The sequence below is a fragment of the Streptomyces sp. XD-27 genome, assembly GCF_030553055.1.
Lineage (GTDB): Bacteria > Actinomycetota > Actinomycetes > Streptomycetales > Streptomycetaceae > Streptomyces.
Genome location: NZ_CP130713.1, coordinates 7,120,510 through 7,141,523, shown reverse-complemented (window position 1 = coordinate 7,141,523; position 21,014 = coordinate 7,120,510). Strand labels below are relative to the sequence as shown.

The following is a 21,014-nucleotide window of genomic DNA, read 5'->3' as shown; positions in this document are numbered from 1 at the left end:
GCCGGGGCCCGCCACGGGCGCGTGAAGCCGCACTGTTGCCCGGCTTGAGAAATCCTGTCGGTTTTCGCGCGGGTGGCGGGACGGTTCTCGCGGGTGGACCCGCGGTGGCGGATGGGGGAAGGGCACGGCTTCGGCTGGTGTCCAGCGGCAGTACTCCAGGCCGCCAGAACGAGTGCGGCCTGGACCAGTACGAGGTCCGCCGCTACCCAGGCTGGCACCGGCACATCACCAGCACCGTTCCCGTCACCCTGGCAGAGATCCGGCGGCTCCTGGACGTACTACTTCCCCGCCCCGAGCCCCCCAACGGCCCCATCGCACACGCCCTGAGCTGATCCCGCTGGCGCAGACGTCACCGGGCCACAGCCCGGCACTGCCACTACCGAAGAAAAACCAGCTCAGGCAACGATTTCTGACTGGAGCACTACGGGCCGCACGTGTTGGTCCCGCTACTGGATTGGACCGACCCGGTCACCGGCATCGGCCTGCCGGACGGCTTCCACACATCCACCAGCGCTGTATGAGCACCTTGGCTCGAATCCGATGCGAAGGGTTGACCAGTTGATCGCGGCATGTATTCTCTAATTGAGAGACGGCATTGTTTAGGAAGACCTCGGTAGACCCCGGAGGGATCCTTGTTAGACCGGTTCGGTTGGCAGCCGCAAGTTAGCAATCCAGTTACTGTCAGTGGATATACCTATAACGAGGCTTACCTTCACGGTGTACACGGTTTCACCAGGGGGCTTCTCCATGACCCGTGTAGCTGCTGAATTACTTACTCCTCCCTCGACGCGCCGGAGGGGTGATCACGCAAAAACATGCCCAGGCAATCCGGAGTCCAGATATTTCGGCGTGACTTGCGATGCCGTTATGCGCGACAATATCGCTGAGGATTTCGCCAAGAATTGCGTAACGTCCGCCATTTATACAAGACTTGAAAAATTCACGCCCATTCCCGAGCGGCGTAGATGGTCAATGAAGCGTGTCGCTGGGTCCTGACGAGAGAACCTGACCACCGCCCGAAGGGATGACGCGGGCGGTATCTGGCGGGCCCTGGCGCCGTGGGGCCAGGCGCTCGTGCTGCTGGTCTTCCTCGCCAAGGGCGACACCTTTGAACCGCTCGGATGCCGCTTCGGGATCGGCACCGAGACCGCCCGCCGCTACGTCAACGAGGGCATCGATGCCCTCGCCGCGCTGCCCCCACCCCCCACCCTGGCCGACGCCCTCGCCGCCGAGGCGCTGACCACCGCCGAAGGCGAGCTGGTCTTCCTCGGCGAGGTCCGAGTCGGCTCCACGCACGACCTGACCGTCGGCCGCGCCGACGGCATCATCGAGTCCGCCTCCGAGCAGGACGTGGAGATCACCGCCGACTCCGGCTGCCGAGACGCCGACGGCACCGTTCACACCCCCGATCAAGCGCCCCAAGGGCAAGAGCCGCAACGGCTGGGAGAAGCTGGCCAACACCGCCCTTGCGCGCCTGCGAGCCCCCGCAGAGCGGCCCTTCGCCCAGCTCAATAGCTGGCGCGTGCTGCACAAAATCCGCATCAGCCCCGGACGGGTCACCGCCTGCTGCACGCGCTCCTCGCCGTCAACCAGCAACAGCACTTAACGAATCCGTCCGTGACTCTTTCGCAGAGAAATCGCAGCGGCGACATCTCACTGAACAAGGGGAAAATCTTGACTGAAACGTTTTCTGGTCGGCATGTCGAGATCGCCTGGCCCGACCTGGGTATCACCGTGACCGCGGAACTCGACGGCCGCAACGCTGAACTTGCCGACGCGCTGTGGGAGGCGTTGCCCTACCAGAGTCTGCAGGGACACGCGCTGGTGGCGGGACAGCATCTGTATCACGCGGCACCGATCCCGTCGCTGCTGCATCTGTCCGCGTCGACTCGGATAGCAGATCGACGCGAGGCGCCCGATGGGACCGTATTCTGCTCCGCGCTACAGCATTTAGGTATCAAGTACGGCACGTTGACCGAACCGATGCCGGCATCCCCGGTGGGCCGGATCCTGCAGGAGGATATGCCCGCACTACTGGAGGCCGGGAAGGCGACCTGGGATTCGGTCTATTCGACGAAGAAGCCGATCCTGGTGGAGGTCCGCAAGGCGGGAACCGAAGGCGGCCACCGTATTCCCCAGTTGACCGCCGCAGATCCCGACGCGAGCCGTCTCATCCACGACGTGTACACCGCGACCGAGCGGGCTTGGCTGTCCGCACCACAGGAGCTCGCTGATCTCCACGAGGGGGTGATCCCTTCCGGGGCAGGGAGCTTCGAGACGGTGTTGCCCACTCTGTTGTTCGTCAACGGTGAGACCCGCCCGCTGGGGTACGCCACCTACGGTGGTCTGGTCCGGGCCGCGGTCCAGGGCATGCCGATGGATTCCTTGCGTCACATGACGCGCCTGCTGGTCGGTATTCCGGCTGAGTTTCTGGGCTACTGCGGCCTGGAGCAGCTGTGGAGTTTCACCCAGCGCTTCCTGGCCTGCCTCGACCAGCTCGATCGCGACGATTTCCTGAGCGTGGCGAGCCAACTAGCCCTCTACGTCAACTGTTTGGGCGGTTGGAATCTCCACCTGTACCCGTGGGACTCCGGAGATCACCTGCGCCAGCTGCGCCCCAGCGAACCGGTCCGCCAGTCATGAGCCAACTCCCCCAACGCGCGGACGCCGTCGTCATCGGCGGGGGCGTCATCGGCAACTCAATAGCGTGCCAGCTCGCCGAGTCAGGCGTCGGTACCGTCCTGCTGGAGCGTGGCGCGCTCGGATCGGGATCGTCCGGGACCACTGCGGGCGTTGTGCGTACCTACTTTCCCGGCAACGCTCTCATCAGCGGCCTTGCCGCCCGGAGCCTGGCGGCTTACCACACCCTTGCCGAACGGACCGGAACCGACCTCGGCCTGAAGCGCATCGGCTTACTCGTGCTGTTCACCGACGAACAGCAGGTGCAGGACTTCCGACACACCCAAGCTGCCCAGCAGGCAGCTGGAGTGGACGTCGAACTCGTGACCCCTGCTGAAGCAGCGCGGCTCAACCCGCTGGTCGACGAGCGAACCATCCTGGCGGCAGCCTGGTCACCCGAGGCCTACGCCTGCGACCCCGCCGCGATCGTGCGCGGCTATGCCACAGCCGCCCAGCAGGCCGGCGCCACCCTGTGCACGGAAGCCCCCGTCACCGGCATCGACCCGGACGGGCGGGTCCACACGCCTGCGGGCAGCATCCGCGCCGACACCATCGTCTGCGCGGCAGGCCCCTGGGCGGGAAAGGTCGCCGCCATGGCCGACGTGCACATTCCTGTGACCACATACCCCGTCGAAATGCTCCTGACCGACACCCCTGGTAGTGCCCCGCGCCACGCTCTGCCGATGACCATGCACCCGTCCAGCCTGCGGATTCGAAGCTGGGGAGATCGCATCCTCGTCGGGATGGGCCGCCCCGCTCCGGACGAAACCCGACAGGCCTGGCTCCAACGGGTGTCACACCACCTCGGCACGACCTTCCCGACCCTCGCCGGCAACGGCCTCGAAAGCGGGTGGAGCGGAGACCTCGACGTCAGCCCGGACGGGATGGCTTTCATCGGCCGCGATCGCTCCCGCCCGTTCCTCTACGCGGCTGGATTCTCCGGTCAGGGACTGTGCCAAGCGCCTGCCGCCGGAGAGATCATCCGAAACCTCGTGCTCGACAAGGAATCCTGGACCGACACGGCCGGCCTCTCCACCGACCGCTGCCTCAGTGGTTCGGCCGAGACTGGGTGAGCCGGTCCACCGGGCGGCGGGCGAAGGTTTTCCTTCCGCCCGGTGGCGGGTCGGGATTCGCGGAGCGTCCGCAGCGGATCGCCTGGTCGAACGCTTCTTCCAGCGGCGTTTGGTGAGACCCATGACCAGACCAACGAACCGATCATGCCCGGGATCATTTTCGTCATCGACGTAGCAGTCGCCGGGCATTTGTTCCATTCTTTCGAGAGGAAAGTCCATGGTCGAGCACACTGGCGGAGAGTTCGTTCGGGAGATGATGCGGTGGCACTTCAGTCCGGAGACCGGGTCACCGTTCTGGCTGAAACGGGCCGAAACCCTCGGCTTCGATCCGCTGACCGATGTCCGGGATTTCGACGATCTCGGCTTGTTTCCCAACGTGGTGGACGAGCTGCGCGATGTCGGCGTCCGTGAGCTGATTCCCCGTGGCTACGGTGACGAGCACGGGGCGGCCGTCTACGAAAGCGGCGGTACCACAGGGCAGCCCAAGCGAGTGATGTACGCCGCGGAGTGGCATCGGCGCAGCGTCGAATGGTTCAGTGAGCGACTGGATTCTCACGGCGTACCTCGAAATGTCGACTGGCTCAGTGCGGTTCCCACCGGGCCGCACAATGTCGGAGCAATGGCGGTCGACACCGCGATGTCTCGGGGTGGGCTGAACTTCAGCATCGATCTGGACCCGCGATGGGTGAAGAAGCTCCTCGCCCAGGGCCGGATGGACGTGGCCGACGCCTACACTGATCACCTCATCGAACAGGTCGGCTACATTCTGACCAGCCAGGACGTGGGCGTCCTCTTCGCCACCCCGCCGATGCTGGAGCGCCTCGCGCAGCACGACGATCTGGTCGAGTTGGTGAACCGGAAGGTTCGCGCGATCATCTGGGGTGGTACACATCTGGACGCTGACACCCGAGATCTGCTGCGCGACGAGGTGTTCGCGAGCGCCACGTTCGTCGGCGGGTACGGCGGCACGATGATGCTGGGGACATCGGTGGAGCGACCCGGCCTTGGTGCCGACGAGCCGTGCGTGTTCGACTCGTTCGCTCCGTACACCACGTTCCGGGTGATCGACCCCGACACCGGCAAGGTCGTTCCGTACGGCGACCGCGGGCAGATAGTTCTGCATCACATGAGCCGAAGTGCCTTGCTGGTCAACAACATCGAGCGGGACTACGCAACCCGGATCGCACCGCTGGACGGCGGCTTCGGTGATTCGGTCGCAGACGTCGCACCCGTGGCGTCCTTCGGCGATACGAAGGTGATCGAGGGCGTGTACTGATGTTGCCCCTGGACGTTCTCGGCCCCGGCGGCCCCTATCGGTCCCGGCGCCAGGAGACCATTCGAGATCTTGCCGGAAACCCGGTCGCGACGCTGAGTCTCGCACCCTCGCTCTACATCACCCGCGCGATAAAGGCCCTGCGCCGAGCGCCGGCGCTCCCCGTCGACACACGGATCGCGGCACTCGCACAGGCGGGGCGGGCTTTCGCCACGCAGTCGATCGCGGGACTTACGCCGGAGGAATATCAGCACACCGTCAGCGCGGTTACCGGGATACCGATCACGGTGGTGCGCAATGCCACCGACGACATCGCACGGGCCGCCGAGCTGATCCACCACACCGTGGAGAACGCGCGACCGGCCGCTGCGGTCGGCTCGTGGCGCGATCCGCGGGCCCGGGGCGGTGCGGCGGTGTGGACCCGGCGCGGTGAGGTGTTCGCCGTCCATGCGGCGGGCAATCACCCTGCGGTGCACCAGGGTTGGTTCGATGCCCTCGCGCTCGGCTATCGCGTTGCCGTGCGTCCCTCCCGTCGTGAACCGTTCACCCCCCATCGGCTGGTCACTGCCCTGCGCAAGGCCGGTTTCGGCGACGAGGGAATCGCGTTGCTGCCCACCGACCACAACGTGGCCGACGACATCCTCCGGCACGCCGACTTCGGAATGGTGTACGGCGGTGCGGATGTCGTGGGCAAATATGCGGGCGACCGACGCATTCTGCCGCAGGGCCCCGGGCGCTCCAAGATACTCATCACCGCCGAAACCGAGTGGGAGCCGATCGTCGACACCATCGTGGAGTCGATCAGCAGTGGTGGGGGCACCGGTTGCGTCAACGCCACCGGCGTACTGGTCGAGGGCGACCCCTCCCCCGTGGCCGAGGCGATCGCCGAACGCCTCGCCGCGCTGCCCAGCCTGCCCGCGACGGACGAACGCGCAGTCCTGCCCGTGATGCCCGTCGGTCCCGCCCGTCGGTGGGAGAAGTATCTGCGGCAGCGGGCAGCGGGCACCAAGGCGTGGCTCGGCGGTGACGGTATCGCCGACGATCTCGGCGATGGTTCCGCGGTGCTCCGGCCGGCGGTGCACCAGCTCGACAGCCCGTTCGCCGAACAACTCGGGATGGAACTGGGCTTCCCCTGTGCGTGGATCGCACCGTGGGACCGTGACGCCGGGATCCGACCGCTGCGCGACACCCTCGTCCTCACTGCCGTCACCACCGACGAGAATCTGATCGACGCATTGGTGGCCGAGCCGACCATCGCCAACGTCTACGTCGGTGACCATCCGACCCCGTGGATGGAGCACGGACTGCCGCACGACGGCTACCTCGCTGAATTCCTCATGCGCACCAAGACGATTCGACGCTGACCGACGAGGGCGCTGTGCCGGGCAGCGCCCCCGTCGGCCGCCGAGGTCAGCGGTGGTCCGTCAGGTGCGACGTGTCGTTCAGCAATTGCACCGACGCGGTCCCATCCCCGTAATAGGCCACGGCCGACAGCGATGCCGCCGACAGTTCCATCCTGAACAGCGACGCGGGCGGCGCGCCCAACGCCAGCCGAACGAGCGTCCGCAACACCCCGACATGCGAAACGACCAACACCGTCTGTCCCTTGTACCGCGCCAGGAGCCGGTCCCGTGAGCGTCCGGCCCGGCGCGCAACCGAGGTGAACGTCTCCCCGGTTCCGCCCGGCACCGCCGCCGGAGAGGCGCGCCACGCTGCCAGCTCGTCCGGGTAGCGCTCGCGCACCTCGGCGAACGTAAGTCCCTCCCAGACACCGAAATCCGCCTCACTGAGCCCTTCGTCGACTTGGACTTCCAGGCCCAGCCGTCGTGCCGCGGTCTCGGCCGTCTGCTGGGCTCGGCGCAGTGGTGAGGACACCACCGCCTGCACCGCGCCGCGTGCGGCGAGCATCCTCGCGGCTGCCTCGGCCTGCCGCAGCCCGGCCTCCGACAACGCCGGATCGGAGCCGCCGCTGCCGGACAACCGCTTCTCCGGTGTCAATGCCGTCTCACCGTGGCGTAGCAGCATAAGAGTCGTGGGGCTTCCCTGGTCGGCGAGCGCGGGATTCACGCCGGCCGTTCCCTGACCAGTTCTGGAGCCAGTACGCATCGGGTCGCCCCTTTCCCTCACAGCCGTCGTCGTCGGCGGCATTGTGGCGAAGTGTGCAGTTCAGCGCAGCGCGGCGATGACCGGCGCGAAGTTCTCCATGTTGTATTCCATGACCGTGAAGTAGGTGAAGCCGTAGCGTTCGCGACGTTCCTTGATTTGTTGCGCCATCTCCGCTGGGGTTCCGATCAACACACTGGGCAGTTCCTCGGGGCTGTGCTCGGCGTCCGGCGGCAGCGGCTCGAACCTGTCAGGTACCGCGGCGCGTTCGGCGGGCGGAATCACCTGCTGCACCAGGAGATTGAGCTCCACGGCGTCGGCGCGGTCACCGAGTAGGCCGCGCACGTAGGCGACCCGTTCTTCCGTCTGCGCGCTTCCGGCCAGTTGGAGTACATCACCGGTGGTGTTGGCCCAGCCTCCGGTGAAGGCGATGATGTCGGCGTGTGTGGCGGCCAGCCGCAGCAGCCGGTCGCCCCAGCCCCCAATCAGCAGTGGTGGCCCGGATGGTTGGGCCGGACGCGGCTGATATTCCGTGTCCGCAAACAGACGGCGCAACGTGGTGACGGTCTGTTCCAGCTGTTCGACCCGCTTTCCGCCGCTGGGGAACGGTATCTCCGCGGTGTCGAACTCGGCCTTCACGTAGCCTGCGCCGAGCCCGAGTTCCATACGCCCGTCGACGAATTGGTCGGTGCTCGCCACGTCACGCGCGAGAAGGACGGGGTTGTAGAACGGTGTGTTCAACACGAACGTCGTCAGCCGTACCCGTTCGGTCGTTTCGGCTGCGAGCACCATTGCTGGAAACGGCGCGGAGAACCCCAGATGATCGGCCACCCCGACTACATCGAAACCGAGTTCCTCGGCTCTGCGGCACTTCGCGATCCACTCACGTCGCGATCCGGGAACGAACATGTTGACACCGAAGCGGAAGGGGCGCTGTAAAGGCATTACGCCTGTATACCATGCGATGATTCTCCCGTCATCCCGCTTGGGTGGGACGACATCATCTCGATCAGTTATTCATTGAGGCCTTCTCGGCAACGCTCATAGTTGCGGTGCGTGAACCGCGTGCAGGTGGTCGAGATGGTGACCCGGCGTCAAATATCCGTGAAACCCCTGGTAGGAACGAGAACGGCACCCGGCTCGTCCAACTCGCCCGGGACAACGGCATCGCGGCCCCGCACGGCTGGCCGATGTGGGTCTCCCCGGTCCGGCCGGGCCGCGAGCACGGCACCACTTGCGCCCGCACCCACGGCCTCGTCAACGCCCTCAACCGGCTCGCCGCCACCCTCGGCGTTCCCACCCTGACCGACCTGGGCTACGAGAACATCGGTGACGGGTTCCGCCACCCGGCCGAAAAGCCCAAGGGCGACGAACTCACCGAGCTGGAGCGAGCATTCAACGTGGCGGCGTGCGTCCCAGCCGTCATCCGAGAACCGGGCCTGACCTGACGTCAGGGGGGCGCGCTGGTACGCAAGTTCGATGCCCTGGTTCCCTCTCCGCGCCAGTCCCAGCCGCGCACGCCGCCGGAGGTGGTCGATCTGGCGATGGCGCTGAAGAAGGAGAGCCCCGAGCGCACGGCCGCGCAGGTCACAAGGATTCTGCGGGCCGCCGCACCGGGCTGATCGCGCTCAAGGCACCCCGGCAGAAGGAGACGTTCGGCCGGTTCGAGGCCGACCGCCCAACGAACTCTGGATTGGTGATGCTCTGCACGGGCCGCGGATCGATGGCCGCCGCAAAACGTGTCTCCTCCCCTTCCTGGACAACCATTCCAGGACGGTGGTCGGCCACCGGTGGGGTCTCGCGGAAGACACCCTCCGCCTGGCGGCGGCCCCGCGGCCCGCGCTGGCGGCCCGGCTCAGACGCCGGAGGAGACCTCAGCCTTCTCGTTGGACCCCGCGTCCTTTCCCTCGGCCGCCGCCAGCCTGCGGTTGCGCTGGACCGAGGAGAAGAAGGACCAGCCGATCAGGACGACGCCGACGAGGCCCGTGATGACCTCGTGGATCTCGTACTGGATGGTGACGAGCAGGATCACGGCGAGGGCGCCGATCGCGTAGTGCGCGCCGTGTTCCAGGTAGACGTAGTCGTCGAGGGTGCCCTGGCGGACCAGGTAGACCGTGAGCGAGCGGACGTACATCGCGCCGATGCCGAGGCCGAGCGCCATCAGGACGATGTCGTTGGTGATCGCGAAGGCGCCGATGACGCCGTCGAAGGAGAAGGACGCGTCCAGGACCTCCAGGTAGAGGAACAAGAAGAACGCGGCCTTGCCGGCCATCACGACCGCCGGGACCTTCTTGCCGCTCCTCTTGGCCTCTTCCTCGGCCTCGTGCTCGCGCTCCTCCTCTTCCTCGAGCCTGTTCTCGAAGTAGCCGGAGAGGCCGCCGACGATCAGGTAGGTGATCAAGCCCGCGATGCCGGCGATCAGGACGGTCTCCGCCTTGTCCGCATGGATGCCGCCGTGCTGGTGGGCGTTGGTGGCGACGGTCATCGCGGAGACGAGCAGCACGATGAGCGCGATGCAGACGGAGAGCATGTCGACCTTGCCGAGCTTGGCGAGCGGACGCTCCAGCCAGCCGAGCCACTTGATCTGCCGGTCCTCGAAGATGAAGTCGAGGAAGATCATCAACAGGAACATGCCACCGAAGGCGGCGATCGACGGGTGGGCGTCGGTCACCAGCTGCTGGTACTTGTCCTTGTCGTCGAGCGCGAGCCGTACCGCTTCGATCGGACCGATCTTGGCGCTGATGGCGACGACCATGACCGGGAAGACCAGGCGCATGCCGAAGACCGCGATCAGGACGCCGATGGTGAGGAAGGTCTTCTGCCAGAAGGCATTCATCTTCTTCAGGATCCCGGCGTTGACCACGGCGTTGTCGAAGGACACCGAGATCTCGAGGATGGACAGGATCGCCACGACCCCGAAGCCGGTCCACCCCCCGTAGAACACCGCCGCGACCAGGCCGAGCGCGGTGACCGCTAACGACCAGCCGAACGTTTTCAGAAGCACTGGCTACCCAATCGTTTTGTACGGGGCTCCCCCGCGCCGTACCTGGCTTTGCGAAACATTGACCTCGAAGTCTAGAGCGATGCCTCGCAGCCCTGACACATACCCCGGGCCAACGGCGCGGAACTTCCGCTCGCCGCCGTGTCGGTAGACCTCGCCGGAGATCATCACCGTTTCCGTGGACGCGTCTTTGCTGAGGTCATAGCGGGCGAGTTCCTGGCCGTCAGCCTGGTTCACCACGCGGATGAACGCGTTGCCGACCTGGCCGAAAGTCTGCCCGGGGTTGTCGGCGTCGTGGATCGAGGCCGGGAAGACGGTTATCGCCGGTGTGCTCCACCGAACCGTCGGGGCGCTTCAGGTTGTTGTAGAAGACGAACCACTCGTCGCCGCTCGGAGGCGGCATCGAGGGCCGCGGTGGGTGCGTCGACGATGACGACGGACGCGTCGCGGAACCCGGCCCGGACCGCCTCATGGAGGCCACCTTCACCCTGGACCGTTTCTTCGCCCACTGGGGACTCGACCCCGCCGAACGCCTCTCCCTGGCAGCCGACCTGAGCGAGGGCCACCGCGCGGACGACACCGTCCGCGGCCTCGTCCGCCGGCTCGGCCTGCGGATCACCGCCGCGGACCACCCCGTGCCCGCCGAGCCCCGGGACGATGCCCCGCCGCCGGACCTCCTCCGCCCGTACGCCGACCTGCTGCCCGCGGCCGCCGGCACGGCGGACAGGCTGCACCGGGCCGGGGACTGTGGCGGCCCCCGCGTGAGATCCACGCGAGCCTCGCGCACATGCACGCCAACCGACTCTTCGGCATCGCCCGCGAAAGGGAGAACCGGATGTACACGCTCTGGGTGCAGGCGCCGCGCGCGGCGGCCCACCAGAGAGCGGCGGCGGACGAACCGGCCGGGACGGCACGAGACAAGAGGAGTGTGGAAAGCCCGTGATCACCCATCTGCTCGACCGTCCCGAGGACGTCGCACGAGCCGTCGAGGCCTTCCGGGAAGACGGTTACATCGTGCTCGACGGCCTGTTCACCGAAGAGGACGTGACCGGCTTCCGGAGGCTGCGCGAACGGGCCGTCGCCGACACTCGATTCACCGGCGGCACCGACGATCGGCCGCTTTTCGTCACCAACCTGGTGGAGCGCTATCCCCGGGAGGTATGGCCGGTGGTCAGTCGGCCCCGGCTGCTGCGGTTCGCGGAAGCCGTCATGGGCCCCCGTATCTCCAGCCGATGACGGACGATGCGGGCCCCCTCCGCGTCATCCCCGGCTCCCACCGCCGCGCCGTGACGATCGCCCCCGACGCGCTGGACCGGCCCCACCACGAGGAGCGACTGCTGGCCACCCGACCGGGCCACCTCGTCGTCATCCACCACAACCTGCTGCACTCCGGCTCGCACAGCGTCCTGGCGGAGGAGCGGCAGTTCCCCGGCATCGGATTCAACACCTCCGCGATGCGCCAGGACGACACCTTCACCGGCCCCAACTGCACCGCCCTCGCCCGCACCGCGCGCCGCACCGGCGACCGACGGGCCCTGCGGCTGCTGGGCCGCGACGACACCATCAACCTGCGCCAGAACGCGGGCTTCACCTCACCCGAGGATTCCGTCTGGGCGCGCTGGGCGGACGAAGACGACCGCGCGCTGAACCCGGCGGAGGACAAGGCCGTCCGCACCGCCCGAGCCGTGTTGCTCCCCGACAGCCCCCAAGGACCGACGGCGTAAGCCGGTAAGGAAGGAAAATCCCCCGATGCGACTCTCCCGGGAGCAGATCGAGCACTACCGCACCTTCGGCTACGTCGTGCTGCCGCGACTCCTGAACGACGACGAGACCGGACGCCTGACGGAGGAGGTCCGACGGGCCCACGCCGACGCCTTCGTCACCGACGAGCGGACCGATGGGGGCGGGATCCCCGGCCGTCGGAAGGCGGACCGCTTCTTCGCCACCACCAACCGGCTCCGCAGCGAGGGGATCGACCATCTGCTGGCCGCGGCCGAGGCGACCGGCGTCTCCCACATCGTCGCGCAGAGCCACGCCAGCTTCAATGGAATCCGCGCGGGTGGATGGGTCAAGACCGAGGAGGACCCGCTGGAGGTGGTGGAGGGGACGAAGGCGCTCCATCACCTCGAGGACGTGGTCGTCCGGGCTGGTGGTGCGGCTCTGCGTTACGGCGCGTTCTACGGGCCGGGCGCCAACGACGACCAGGTCAAGATGGTGCGCAAGCGGATGTTCCCGCTCGTCGGGGGCGGCACCGGCTACTCCTCGTGGGTGCATCTCGACGACGCGGCGAACGCCACCGTCCTGGCGATCGAGCAGCGGGCGAAGGGCGTGTTCAACATCGTCGATGACGAGCCGGCACCGGTCAGCGAGTGGCTTCCCTGCCTCGCGGAATGCGCCGGGGCCAAGCCGCCGCGACGGATCCCGGCGTGGCTGGCCCGGCTGCTGGCCGGCGAGATGGTGGTGGGCATGATGACCGAGGGGCGTGGCTTCTCCAACGCCAAGGCCAAGCGGGAGCTGGGCTGGGAACCGCGGTTCCCGTCGTGGCGTCAGGGTTTCCGCGAGGAGCTGGCCGCTGCGACGGCTTCACCGCGGGGAGCAGTGAGTCGACGTGGAAGCGGTGCGTGATACTGCGCGCAGAGATGCGGCCGGCGATGAGTCCGGGTTCGGCGGTGAGGATCACCGCCAGGGCCTGTCCTGCGGATCGCGCCGGAGACGCGGCCGTCGCACGAGGCGGGGTCGTCGCCCGCAAATGCCTCGACAGCGGTCAGGGTGATCGGGAATGCTTCGCGCGGTGACCAGAATCGACGACATGCCTCCCGCGTGGGACGAGCGCACCCAGCTCACCAGGTTCCTCGACTACACCCGTGACACCGCCCGCGCCAAGTGCGAGGGTGTCTCCGCGGAGAACGCCCGCAAGGCGCTTCTGCCGGGCTCACCGCTGATGACCCTGAGCGGACTGATCAACCACCTCCGCTGGGTCGAGTACTACTGGTTCCAGGTGGTCTTCCTCGGCGAGGAGGACGAGGGTCCCTGGACCGAGGAGGACCCCGACCGCGAGATGCGCATCGCCGTCGACGTCCCGCTCCCGCAGTTGCTCGACGAATACGCCGAACAGAGCGCCCGCTACCGCGAGCTGGTCGCCGGGAACGCCCTGGACACCAAGGCCAAGCGCGCCGTCCGCGACGGCATCCACGTCGACCTGCGCTGGATCCTCCTCCACCTCACCGAGGAGACAGCCCGCCACAACGGCCATATGGACATCCTGCGCGAGATGCTCGACGGCACGACCGGCGACTAGGGCGCCTGTCCGGCGGGGCCGTAGCGCATCGCCGGACACTCCCACCGGATGCAAACGCGACTCACACCAGTTCGGGTTGCCGTTCCGGTTGCCGCGCTGGTGCGGTCTTCGGTTCCCATTGTCTGGTGGTCCGTACGTAGCCGTAGATCACCGAGGTCATCGCCAGGATGAGAAGTGGTCCGAACACCCAGGGATGTTCGGCCATTTCCATCGGCAGATAGCGATAGGACACCAAGAGCGCGGCGAAGACCGTTGTGCCGTAGGCGACCAGCTGGATTCCCGACCGATCCCAGCCGCGGTCGAGCGAGCGCAGCGCTGCCTCGATCGTGAGGGCGAACACGACGCCGGCAACGAGGTCCACGCCGTAGTGGTAGCCGAATCCCAGCGTCGCGCTGAGCGTGGCAATGAGCCAGAACGTGCCTGCGAAGCGCAGAATCCATGGGCCCTTGCGGGAGTGAATGAAGATCGCGACGGCCCACGCCGTGTGCAGGCTGGGCATGCAGTTGCGAGGGGTGATCTCGTCGTATCGCACCGGGTGCGGGGTGGTGATCGGCGGCAGCGTGTCCGGCCACAGGTTGGCGATCGCCCACTGCACGCCGCCCGTGCCGGAGGTGCCCGGGCCGTAGGCGAAGATCGGCCCGACCACCGGGAAGATCATGTAGATGGCCGGCCCGAGGAGGCCGATCACCAGAAACGTACGCACCAGATGATGGCTCGGGAAGCGGCGCTCGACCGCCACGTGACGCAGCTGGTACAGCGCGACGACGACCGCGGCCACCGCAAGCTCGCCGTAGACCCAGTCGAGAAGATGGGTGCCGATCGGATCGGTGGCCCTGAGGATCCGGCCTGCCAGCCATGACGGGTTGCCCAGCGCGTGATCGGCGGTTGCCACGTACTCGTCGAGCACCTCCGGGCGGGTCTTCGACGTGATGAGCAGCCAGGTATCGCCCGTTTTGCGGCCGGCCACCAGTATCAGACCCAGCCCGACGCCCTTGAGCAGCAGGACACGTTCCCGGCCGGTGCGGCGCGTGACAGCGATGACCGCGCAGCCCAACATCACCCACAACGCGCCGTTGCCGAAGAAGTGGTCGTCGGGCGTCTCGGCGTCGACCGCCCACCGCACCAGCACGAAGACGATGTCGATGCCGATCGCGGCACCGGCCGCGATGAACCGTTGCCGCCAGGTGAGCACCACCATCATCAACGCCATACCGGCGTACAGCGGCCCCGGTTTGGGGGGGAATATCACCTCTCTCGCCTGGTTGGTGATCGGCCCCGGTACGCCGCCGTAGCGGCGTGCGGCGATCTCCAGCGCGATGAGGAATCCGAGGGTCGCCACACTCACCGCGGCCCACAGGAGCGCCCGTGGCTTGCGCCACGCGGCGAACTTCATTCTGCCGTTTATTCGCGAAAACACCCGCGATGCTATAGGTATCAACTGTTTTGGCCGATTTGGTAGATGTTTGGCTGAGTAGGTCGCTTTTCGCGCCGAATGGCGCGGTTTTCCAGCGAAGGACGGGCGGTGAGGGTGCTCCTCGAGAGTCCGATCATGCCATCGGAGCGGTGCGGGTGGCCTCGCCGGTCACGGGCGGCACGAAGGTCAGTCGATGCTGCGCTCGATGGCCCATCGTCTCGGGGATGACCGTGCCCTGGAAGACGTACGCACTCTAGGCCGCGCGCCAAACCGTCATGTCCGCGGTCATGAAGCCGATTTCCGGCATCGCGGTCGACTTCACCTGGATCACGAGCAGCGCGATGTCCCCGGAGGGATGCTTGACACAGATCTCGCTGCCGGCCGCCGCCGCGGCCAGCGGGAGACGGCGGCTGTCGGCGCCGGTGAGGGCGAGACGGCATGACTCGAGGGAGGCCCCGGCTTGCTGTACAGCATGGTGATCACGCTGGTGTCGCTCTCCAACGCGCAGCCGGTCTCCTTGCAGACGAAGCGGATGTCCCCCTTGCGGTCCTTGCGCTCGACCGGTTCCTTGATGCTCAGCGAGCTCTTCTGGTCCAGCCACAGGAGGGGGTACGGGACGGCTTGCGGTGGTTTGGGCGCGGTCGAGGACGGCCGCGACGCGTCCGGTGTCCGGCCACGGGCCCCCGACGTCGGCGCGGATGTCGGCGACGACGCCGACGACCGCGGGGAGGCCGCCGGACCGGATGTCGATGAGGCGGCCGCACCCCTGTCGCGGAACCTGTCCACCGCGTCCATGACCGTCCACACCAAGCCCGTGAGCAGCAGCACCCCCGCCGTCACGACTCCGGCCGTGATCAGCGCGAGACGCCGCCTGCGCGCCCTCCGCTCGTCCGGCCCCGACGGCTGCGGCCGCGCGACCAACGGCATCGTGTGCACCGGGGTGGGATCGGGGACCGGAGACGGAACCATCACCTCCGGTCCCATCACGTCCCGCCAGACGGCCGGCCCCGCGCCTGCGTCGGCGTCCCGGCCCAGCCGCTGCCGGCACCACTCGACGACCTCCGCCGGGGTGGCCCGCTCCTCCGGATCGGCGGCCAGGCACCGGGCGATCAGCGGACGGAGCTGCGCGGGCAGAACGGACAGGTCAGGTTCGGAGTGCACGATCCGGTACAGCACGCTGACCGCGGAGCCGTCCCCGTACAGCGGCTCGCCCAGCGCCGCGAACGCCGCCGTCTGGCCCAGCGCGAAGACGTCGGTCGCCGCCGTGACCTCACCCGAGGACGCCTGCTCGGGAGCCATGAACGAGGGCGTGCCGACGGCGGCGCCTGTGGCGGTGTACGAGGTGACGCCAGAGGCCAGCGAGATGCCGAAGTCGATCACACGCGGCCCGTCGGCGGCCAGCAGCACGTTCGACGGCTTCAGGTCCCGGTGCACGATTCCCACACCGTGGATGGCCTGCAGCGCCTCGGCCACCCCCGCCACCAGCCACAGCACCGCGGGCACCGGCAGTGGTCCGCGCCGCGCGACGGCCTCCGCCAGGGAGGGCCCGGGCACGTACAGGGTGGCCAGCCAGGGTGGTACGCCGTCCGCGTCGGCGTCGATCAGCTCGGCGGTGTACGCCCCCGGACCAGCCTGGCCGCCTCCACCTCCCGGCGGAACCTCCGCCGGAAGGCCGGGTCGTCGGCCAGCTCCGGCCGTACCACCTTGATCGCCACTGGTCGGCCGCCCTGCGTGTGCGACAGGTAGACCCGGCCCATGCCCCCCGCGCCGAGCCGGGCGGCGAGGCGGTAGCCGGCCACCATGGGCGGATCGTCCGCCTGCAGTGGCTGGAACACCTCAGTCGCATTGTTCATCGGGCCTCTTCCCCCTGATCACCTGGTCAACCGATGGGGTGACCGACGGCGGCAGCCTAAGCGCACGGGCATCGGCGCCAACCGGAGGGGGGCCGAGCACGCCGCAGCGTCCGGCATCCGGGCTCTTCGGGGATCTCAACACGCCCACCGAGCGTTGAACGGTCGAACGGAGCGCTCCTCGTCGGCGCGCCGCACATCCCATGTCATGAGGAGGGCCCATGGACGCCGCCGAAGAAGGACGGCAGCAGCTGGACGCGGTGAGTGTCCTCAACGCCAAGCAGACGCTCCGGCAGCTTCTCGGCCGGGCGGGGGTCTTCTCCGGCGACGTGGAGGAGCTGATCGGGATCGTCGAGGCCGGCGCCCTCGCCCTCGCGCAACAGGAGATCAGCGGGAGCGGGCGAAGCGCGCCGGTGGAGAAGGGCGAACTCTACGAGGCCGGGTGGCTCGACGGGGCCCAGGTCGTCACCGACGAACTCGGTGACCTCGCCGCACGGGCGCTACGACACGCCGTCGCCTCCGATCCCCAGGCCGTCTCTGCGGACGCCCGCCCTCCCGTCAGAAGAATGCAGGTGGAGCGGGCGAAGGTGGCGGTCATGTCTGCCTACCTCTCGTTCACCAGCGTTTCCGACCTCGATCCCGAGGTCTCCGAGCAGGTGCTCACCGCCGTCCTCGGCACCATGAACGCCAGGCAAAGGGCCGGGTACGCGGGGCGGCTGGCGGAGTTCGCCTCGGCCAACCGCGTACGCCTGGAGCGGCTGTACGCGGAGTACGGACCCGGCAGCACCATCGCGATCCACGGCCGCTACTCCCTCATCCACTCCCCCACCAGCGTCGCCGTACTCGAACGACTCGCCACAGCGCCGGCAGCGCTGCGGAAGGAGTGGGACGCCGCCGAACTGCCGCCCGCGTGGCTGGAAGGACTCACGACAGCCTGGGGCTCGCCGATCTGACCGACAACCGCGCACCGCGCCGCCCTTGCGTCGACCGGGGTTATCCACAGGCGCCCCATGGGCCTTCCGCGGCTGCCATAGTCACGCCATGAAGACCTCCACCGGCACGGCCCACGCCCCCGGCTTCCCCCGTCAGCTCGCCCGCACCCGGCGTTTGACGCTGGGGGTGCCGCGGCACTTCACCGTCTCCCCGGACGGCTCGCGGGTCCTGTTCCTGCGCACCGGCGGCAGCGGCCCGCTGAGCGCGCTGTGGGCGTACGAGGACGGCGCCGAGCGGATCCTCGCCGACCCGCGGCGGCTGCCGGGCGGCGGCGCGGTACCGCAGGCCGAGCTGGACCGCCGGGAGCGGGTCCGGGAGCGCTCGGAGGGGGTGGTGGCGTACGCGACCGACCGGGATGTCCGGCTCGCGGTGTTCGCTCTCGGCGGGGCCCTGTGGGCGGTGCGTACCGACGGCGGAGAGCCGTTCCCCGTTCCGGCCGCGGGGCCGGTGACCGATCCGCGCCCCTCCCCCGACGGGCGCCGCATCGCGTACGTCACCGGTGGCGCGCTGCATGTCACCGAGCTCGGCGGGACGGACCGGCGGCTGGCGGCGCCGGAGGGACCGGAGGTGACGTACGGCCTGGCGGAGTTCGTGGCGGCCGAGGAGATAGGCCGGTCGCGCGGCCACTGGTGGGCGCCGGACGGCAGCGCGCTGCTGGTCGCGCGGGTGGATCCGACGCCGGTACGGCTGTGGTTCCTCAGCGATCCCGCCGACCCCGCCAAGCCGCCCCGCAGGCTGCGCTATCCCGTCGCGGGCACCGCCAACGCCGACGTCTCGCTGTCCGTGGTGACGGTCGACGGCCGGCGCACCGAGGTCCGCTGGGACCGGGCGGCCTTCGAGTACCTGGTCGCCGCGGTCTGGGACGCGCACGGTCTGCTGATCGACGTACAGAGCCGCGACCAGCGCACGCTGCGCACCCTGGCGGTGGACCCGGCCACCGGGGAGACGGCCCTGGTGGCCGAGCGGACGGATCCCGCGTGGGTGCAGATCGTCCCCGGGACCCCGGCGCGCACCGCGTCGGGCGCGCTGGTGCGGCCCTGGGAGGACGGCGGCACGCGCGGGCTGCGGATCGGCGAGGCGCGCACCCCGGCCGGGCTCCAGGTGCGCGAGGTGCTAGGCGTCGACGGCGAGCGGGTGCTGTTCCTGGCGAGCGAGGAGCCGACCGAGGCGCATGTGTGGTGCCACGAACCGGGGCGCGGCTTCGCGCGACTCAGCGAGGGGCCGGGAGTGCACCGCTCGGCCGCGGGCGGCGGCACGGTCGTCCTGGACAGCCTCACCCCGGACGGCCCGGAGGCGACGGTGATGAGGGCGGGCGCCGAGACCGCCCGGATCGCCTGCCGCGCGGAGCGCCCGCTGGTCACCCCGCGCCCGCGGTACCTCCGGCTGGGTGCGCGCGAGCTGCGGTCCGCGCTCTACCTGCCGTCCTGGTACGAGCCGGGGTCCGGCCGGTTGCCGGTCCTGCTGGATCCGTACGGCGGCGCGGGCACCCAGCTCGTCCTGCGGGCCCGGGGCTGGACGTCGTGCCTGTCGCAGTGGTTCGCCGAGCAGGGGTACGCCGTGCTGGTCACCGACGGGCGCGGCACGCCCGGCCGGGGACCGGCCTGGGAGAAGGAGATCCGCGGCGATCGGCTCGGCCCGCCGCTGGAGGACCAGGTCGACGCCCTGCACGCGGCCGCCGAGCAGTGGCCCGACCTGGACCTGACGCGGGTGGGGATCCGCGGGTGGTCGTTCGGTGGGGCGCTCGCCGCGGCCGCCGTGCTGCACCGCCCGGACGTCTTCCACGCCGCCGTCGCCGGGGCCGCGCCGACCGACCGGAGCCTGTACGACACGCACTGGGAGGAGCGGTTCCTCGGCCACCCGGACAAGGAGCCGGAGAACTACGCCCGCTCGTCACTGCTCGGCCATGTCCACAAGCTGCGCCGTCCGCTGCTGCTCATCCACGGCCTGGCGGACGACAACGTGGCCCCCGCTCACATGCTGCGCTTCTCGGCCGAGCTGCTGGCGGCCGGGCGCCCGCACACCGTACTGCCGCTGCCGGGCGCCACCCATCTGCCGTCCGACGAGACCGTCGCGGAGAACCTGCTGCACTTCCAGCTCGATTTCCTCAACCGGTCGCTGACCGGTTGAACGGGCCGCCCGCCGGATCCGTATGGAGCGCACAGAGATGTCCCTCGATCGGGAGGCAGCACCATGACGGAACGGGTTCGCGGCGAGCAGGGTCCCACCAGGCGCACCGTCGTCGCCGCGGTGGGCGCGGTGGGGCTGGCCGCCGCGCTCGCCGCCTGCGGTGACGATGGCGGGTCGGGCGACGACGGCGGGTCGAAGACCGCCGGTGGGGAACTGGCCAAGACCAGTGAGATCCCGGAGGGCGGCGGCAAGATCTTCAAGGATCAGATGGTCGTGGTGACGCAGCCGTCCAAGGGCAAGTTCAAGGCGTTCTCCGCGGAGTGCACCCACCTTCAGTGCCCGGTCACGGAGATCGCCGGCGGCACCATCAACTGCCCCTGCCACGGCAGCAAGTTCTCCATCGCGGACGGCAGTGTGCAGCATGGGCCCGCCAAGCGCCCGCTGCCGCCGGCCAAGGTCACCGTGAAGGGGGACGCCATCACCCTGGCCTGAGACCGGCACGCGCCGTGGGGGTGCCCACCGGCCGATGCGCGCGGCGTGGTTCACCGCCGCCGGGAGCGCCTCCATCGGGCGCGTATCCGGTCGGTGGTGGTGACGGTCGCGACGAGGGCGAGGGTGTGCCGGACCATTGCCGGGGTGTAGTCGGCGGGCACCCCGGCGATGGCATCCGCCGGGACCACGGCCGTGTAGCCGAGGTTGACGGCGTCGAACACGGTGTTGGGGATGGCGACGTTCGCCGAGACGCCGGTGACCACCAGGGTGCGGCAGCCCAGGTTGCGCAGCAGCGCGTCGACCCCGGTCCCGGCCAGTGGGGACAGCCCGTGCAGCCGCCGCACCACCAGGTCGTCGCCGGACACCGGGACCGGCTCGGCGATCCGTACCGCCGTGCTGCCGGTGAGCTGCCGAACGGGCAGCCGCTCGGCGGCGTGGAACAAGGGAGCGTTGCGGTTGCGGCCGCGGCCGTCCGGTCGCCGCTCGGCGACCGCGTGCAGCACCTGGACACCGGCCTCGTGCGCGGCCATGACCAGCCGGGCGACGTTCCCCAGCGCCCCGGACCGGCGGGCTTCGGCGGCCAGTTCCGGCAGCGCGCTGTCCGGGCCGACGACGCCTTCCTGGCACTCGACGGTCAGCAGCGCGCAGGCAGCGGGGTCCAGCTGTCCGGCGAGTGGGTCGGACTCGTCCGGTGACATGGTTCCCTCCCTG

The 21,014-nt window shown here is 68.9% G+C and carries 18 protein-coding genes and 4 pseudogenes; 15 read left to right on the top strand and 7 right to left on the bottom strand.

The window, feature by feature from the left end:
• The first annotated feature begins 137 nt into the window (after positions 1-137).
• From Q3Y56_RS31265 to Q3Y56_RS31240, 6 genes are all read left to right on the top strand, one after another.
• Positions 138-332, top strand: a complete 195-nt coding sequence (locus Q3Y56_RS31265) for a hypothetical protein (RefSeq protein WP_304465094.1) — start codon at positions 138-140, stop codon at positions 330-332.
• Positions 333-1,005: 673 nt separating this feature from the next.
• Complete coding sequence (locus Q3Y56_RS31260; RefSeq protein WP_369696873.1) at positions 1,006-1,515, top strand: transposase family protein; 510 nt, start codon at positions 1,006-1,008, stop codon at positions 1,513-1,515.
• A 102-nt stretch (positions 1,516-1,617) separates the two neighbouring features.
• Positions 1,618-2,643 (top strand): hypothetical protein, encoded by a 1,026-nt coding sequence (locus Q3Y56_RS31255; protein ID WP_304465092.1) that lies wholly within the window; start codon positions 1,618-1,620, stop codon positions 2,641-2,643.
• Complete coding sequence (locus Q3Y56_RS31250) at positions 2,640-3,752, top strand: FAD-binding oxidoreductase (protein ID WP_304465091.1); 1,113 nt, start codon at positions 2,640-2,642, stop codon at positions 3,750-3,752. The genes Q3Y56_RS31255 and Q3Y56_RS31250 overlap by 4 nt, the downstream gene beginning before the upstream one ends.
• A gap of 217 nt (positions 3,753-3,969) precedes the next feature.
• Positions 3,970-5,028 (top strand): AMP-binding protein, encoded by a 1,059-nt coding sequence (locus tag Q3Y56_RS31245; RefSeq protein ID WP_304465090.1) that lies wholly within the window; start codon positions 3,970-3,972, stop codon positions 5,026-5,028.
• A complete protein-coding gene (locus Q3Y56_RS31240) occupies positions 5,028-6,389 on the top strand; it encodes an aldehyde dehydrogenase family protein (RefSeq protein WP_304465089.1) in 1,362 nt (453 codons plus the stop codon). The genes Q3Y56_RS31245 and Q3Y56_RS31240 overlap by 1 nt, the downstream gene beginning before the upstream one ends.
• Before the next feature lie 46 nt (positions 6,390-6,435).
• Here the strand turns inward: Q3Y56_RS31240 and Q3Y56_RS31235 are convergent.
• Together Q3Y56_RS31235 and Q3Y56_RS31230 are read right to left on the bottom strand one after the other, a co-directional pair.
• Positions 6,436-7,074 (bottom strand): annotated as a pseudogene (locus Q3Y56_RS31235) (histidine phosphatase family protein); the annotation flags it as partial.
• Between the two features lie 117 nt (positions 7,075-7,191).
• Positions 7,192-8,073 carry an LLM class F420-dependent oxidoreductase gene (locus Q3Y56_RS31230; RefSeq protein ID WP_304465088.1) on the bottom strand — a complete coding sequence of 294 codons (882 nt, stop codon included), beginning with the start codon at positions 8,071-8,073 and terminating at the stop codon, positions 7,192-7,194.
• A 149-nt stretch (positions 8,074-8,222) separates the two neighbouring features.
• On the opposite strand from Q3Y56_RS31230, the pseudogene Q3Y56_RS31225 reads away from it, so the two are divergent.
• Positions 8,223-8,528 (top strand): annotated as a pseudogene (locus Q3Y56_RS31225) (transposase family protein); the annotation flags it as partial.
• 455 nt (positions 8,529-8,983) lie between these two features.
• Here Q3Y56_RS31225 and Q3Y56_RS31220 read toward each other — a convergent pair.
• Both Q3Y56_RS31220 and Q3Y56_RS31215 read right to left on the bottom strand, forming a co-directional pair.
• Positions 8,984-10,132: a DUF475 domain-containing protein gene (locus Q3Y56_RS31220; protein ID WP_304465087.1), complete on the bottom strand. Its 1,149-nt coding sequence runs from the start codon at positions 10,130-10,132 to the stop codon at positions 8,984-8,986.
• A 3-nt stretch (positions 10,133-10,135) separates the two neighbouring features.
• A pseudogene (locus tag Q3Y56_RS31215) lies at positions 10,136-10,517 on the bottom strand (TerD family protein); the annotation flags it as partial.
• A 120-nt stretch (positions 10,518-10,637) separates the two neighbouring features.
• Here Q3Y56_RS31215 and Q3Y56_RS33640 point away from each other — a divergent pair.
• From Q3Y56_RS33640 to Q3Y56_RS31190, 5 genes are all read left to right on the top strand, one after another.
• Positions 10,638-11,072 (top strand): lantibiotic dehydratase C-terminal domain-containing protein, encoded by a 435-nt coding sequence (locus Q3Y56_RS33640; protein WP_369696872.1) that lies wholly within the window; start codon positions 10,638-10,640, stop codon positions 11,070-11,072.
• A complete protein-coding gene (locus tag Q3Y56_RS31205; RefSeq protein WP_304465085.1) occupies positions 11,069-11,365 on the top strand; it encodes a hypothetical protein in 297 nt (98 codons plus the stop codon). Before Q3Y56_RS33640 ends, Q3Y56_RS31205 begins: the two co-directional genes overlap by 4 nt.
• The gene (locus tag Q3Y56_RS31200; protein WP_304465084.1) at positions 11,362-11,853 is read left to right on the top strand and encodes a phytanoyl-CoA dioxygenase family protein; all 492 of its coding nucleotides are present in this window, start codon (positions 11,362-11,364) and stop codon (positions 11,851-11,853) included. The genes Q3Y56_RS31205 and Q3Y56_RS31200 overlap by 4 nt, the downstream gene beginning before the upstream one ends.
• A gap of 25 nt (positions 11,854-11,878) precedes the next feature.
• On the top strand, positions 11,879-12,754 hold the full coding sequence (locus tag Q3Y56_RS31195) for an NAD(P)-dependent oxidoreductase (protein ID WP_304465083.1): 876 nt from the start codon (positions 11,879-11,881) through the stop codon (positions 12,752-12,754).
• 166 nt (positions 12,755-12,920) lie between these two features.
• A complete protein-coding gene (locus Q3Y56_RS31190; protein WP_304465082.1) occupies positions 12,921-13,427 on the top strand; it encodes a DinB family protein in 507 nt (168 codons plus the stop codon).
• A 61-nt stretch (positions 13,428-13,488) separates the two neighbouring features.
• Here the strand turns inward: Q3Y56_RS31190 and Q3Y56_RS31185 are convergent, their stop codons facing one another.
• Positions 13,489-14,820 (bottom strand): phosphatase PAP2 family protein, encoded by a 1,332-nt coding sequence (locus Q3Y56_RS31185; RefSeq protein WP_304465081.1) that lies wholly within the window; start codon positions 14,818-14,820, stop codon positions 13,489-13,491.
• 274 nt (positions 14,821-15,094) lie between these two features.
• Positions 15,095-16,694: pseudogene (locus Q3Y56_RS31180) on the bottom strand (serine/threonine-protein kinase).
• A gap of 218 nt (positions 16,695-16,912) precedes the next feature.
• Here Q3Y56_RS31180 and Q3Y56_RS31175 point away from each other — a divergent pair.
• The 3 genes from Q3Y56_RS31175 (at position 16,913) to Q3Y56_RS31165 (ending at position 20,303) form a co-directional block, all read left to right on the top strand.
• Entirely contained in the window at positions 16,913-17,644 is a 732-nt protein-coding gene (locus Q3Y56_RS31175; RefSeq protein WP_304465080.1) for a hypothetical protein, read from the top strand.
• A gap of 88 nt (positions 17,645-17,732) precedes the next feature.
• Positions 17,733-19,811 (top strand): prolyl oligopeptidase family serine peptidase, encoded by a 2,079-nt coding sequence (locus Q3Y56_RS31170; protein WP_304465079.1) that lies wholly within the window; start codon positions 17,733-17,735, stop codon positions 19,809-19,811.
• Positions 19,812-19,874: 63 nt separating this feature from the next.
• A complete protein-coding gene (locus Q3Y56_RS31165; RefSeq protein ID WP_304465078.1) occupies positions 19,875-20,303 on the top strand; it encodes a Rieske (2Fe-2S) protein in 429 nt (142 codons plus the stop codon).
• A gap of 50 nt (positions 20,304-20,353) precedes the next feature.
• On the opposite strand, the gene Q3Y56_RS31160 is transcribed toward Q3Y56_RS31165, so the two are convergent.
• A complete protein-coding gene (locus tag Q3Y56_RS31160) occupies positions 20,354-21,001 on the bottom strand; it encodes a cysteine hydrolase (protein WP_304465077.1) in 648 nt (215 codons plus the stop codon).
• Positions 21,002-21,014 lie beyond the last annotated feature (13 nt).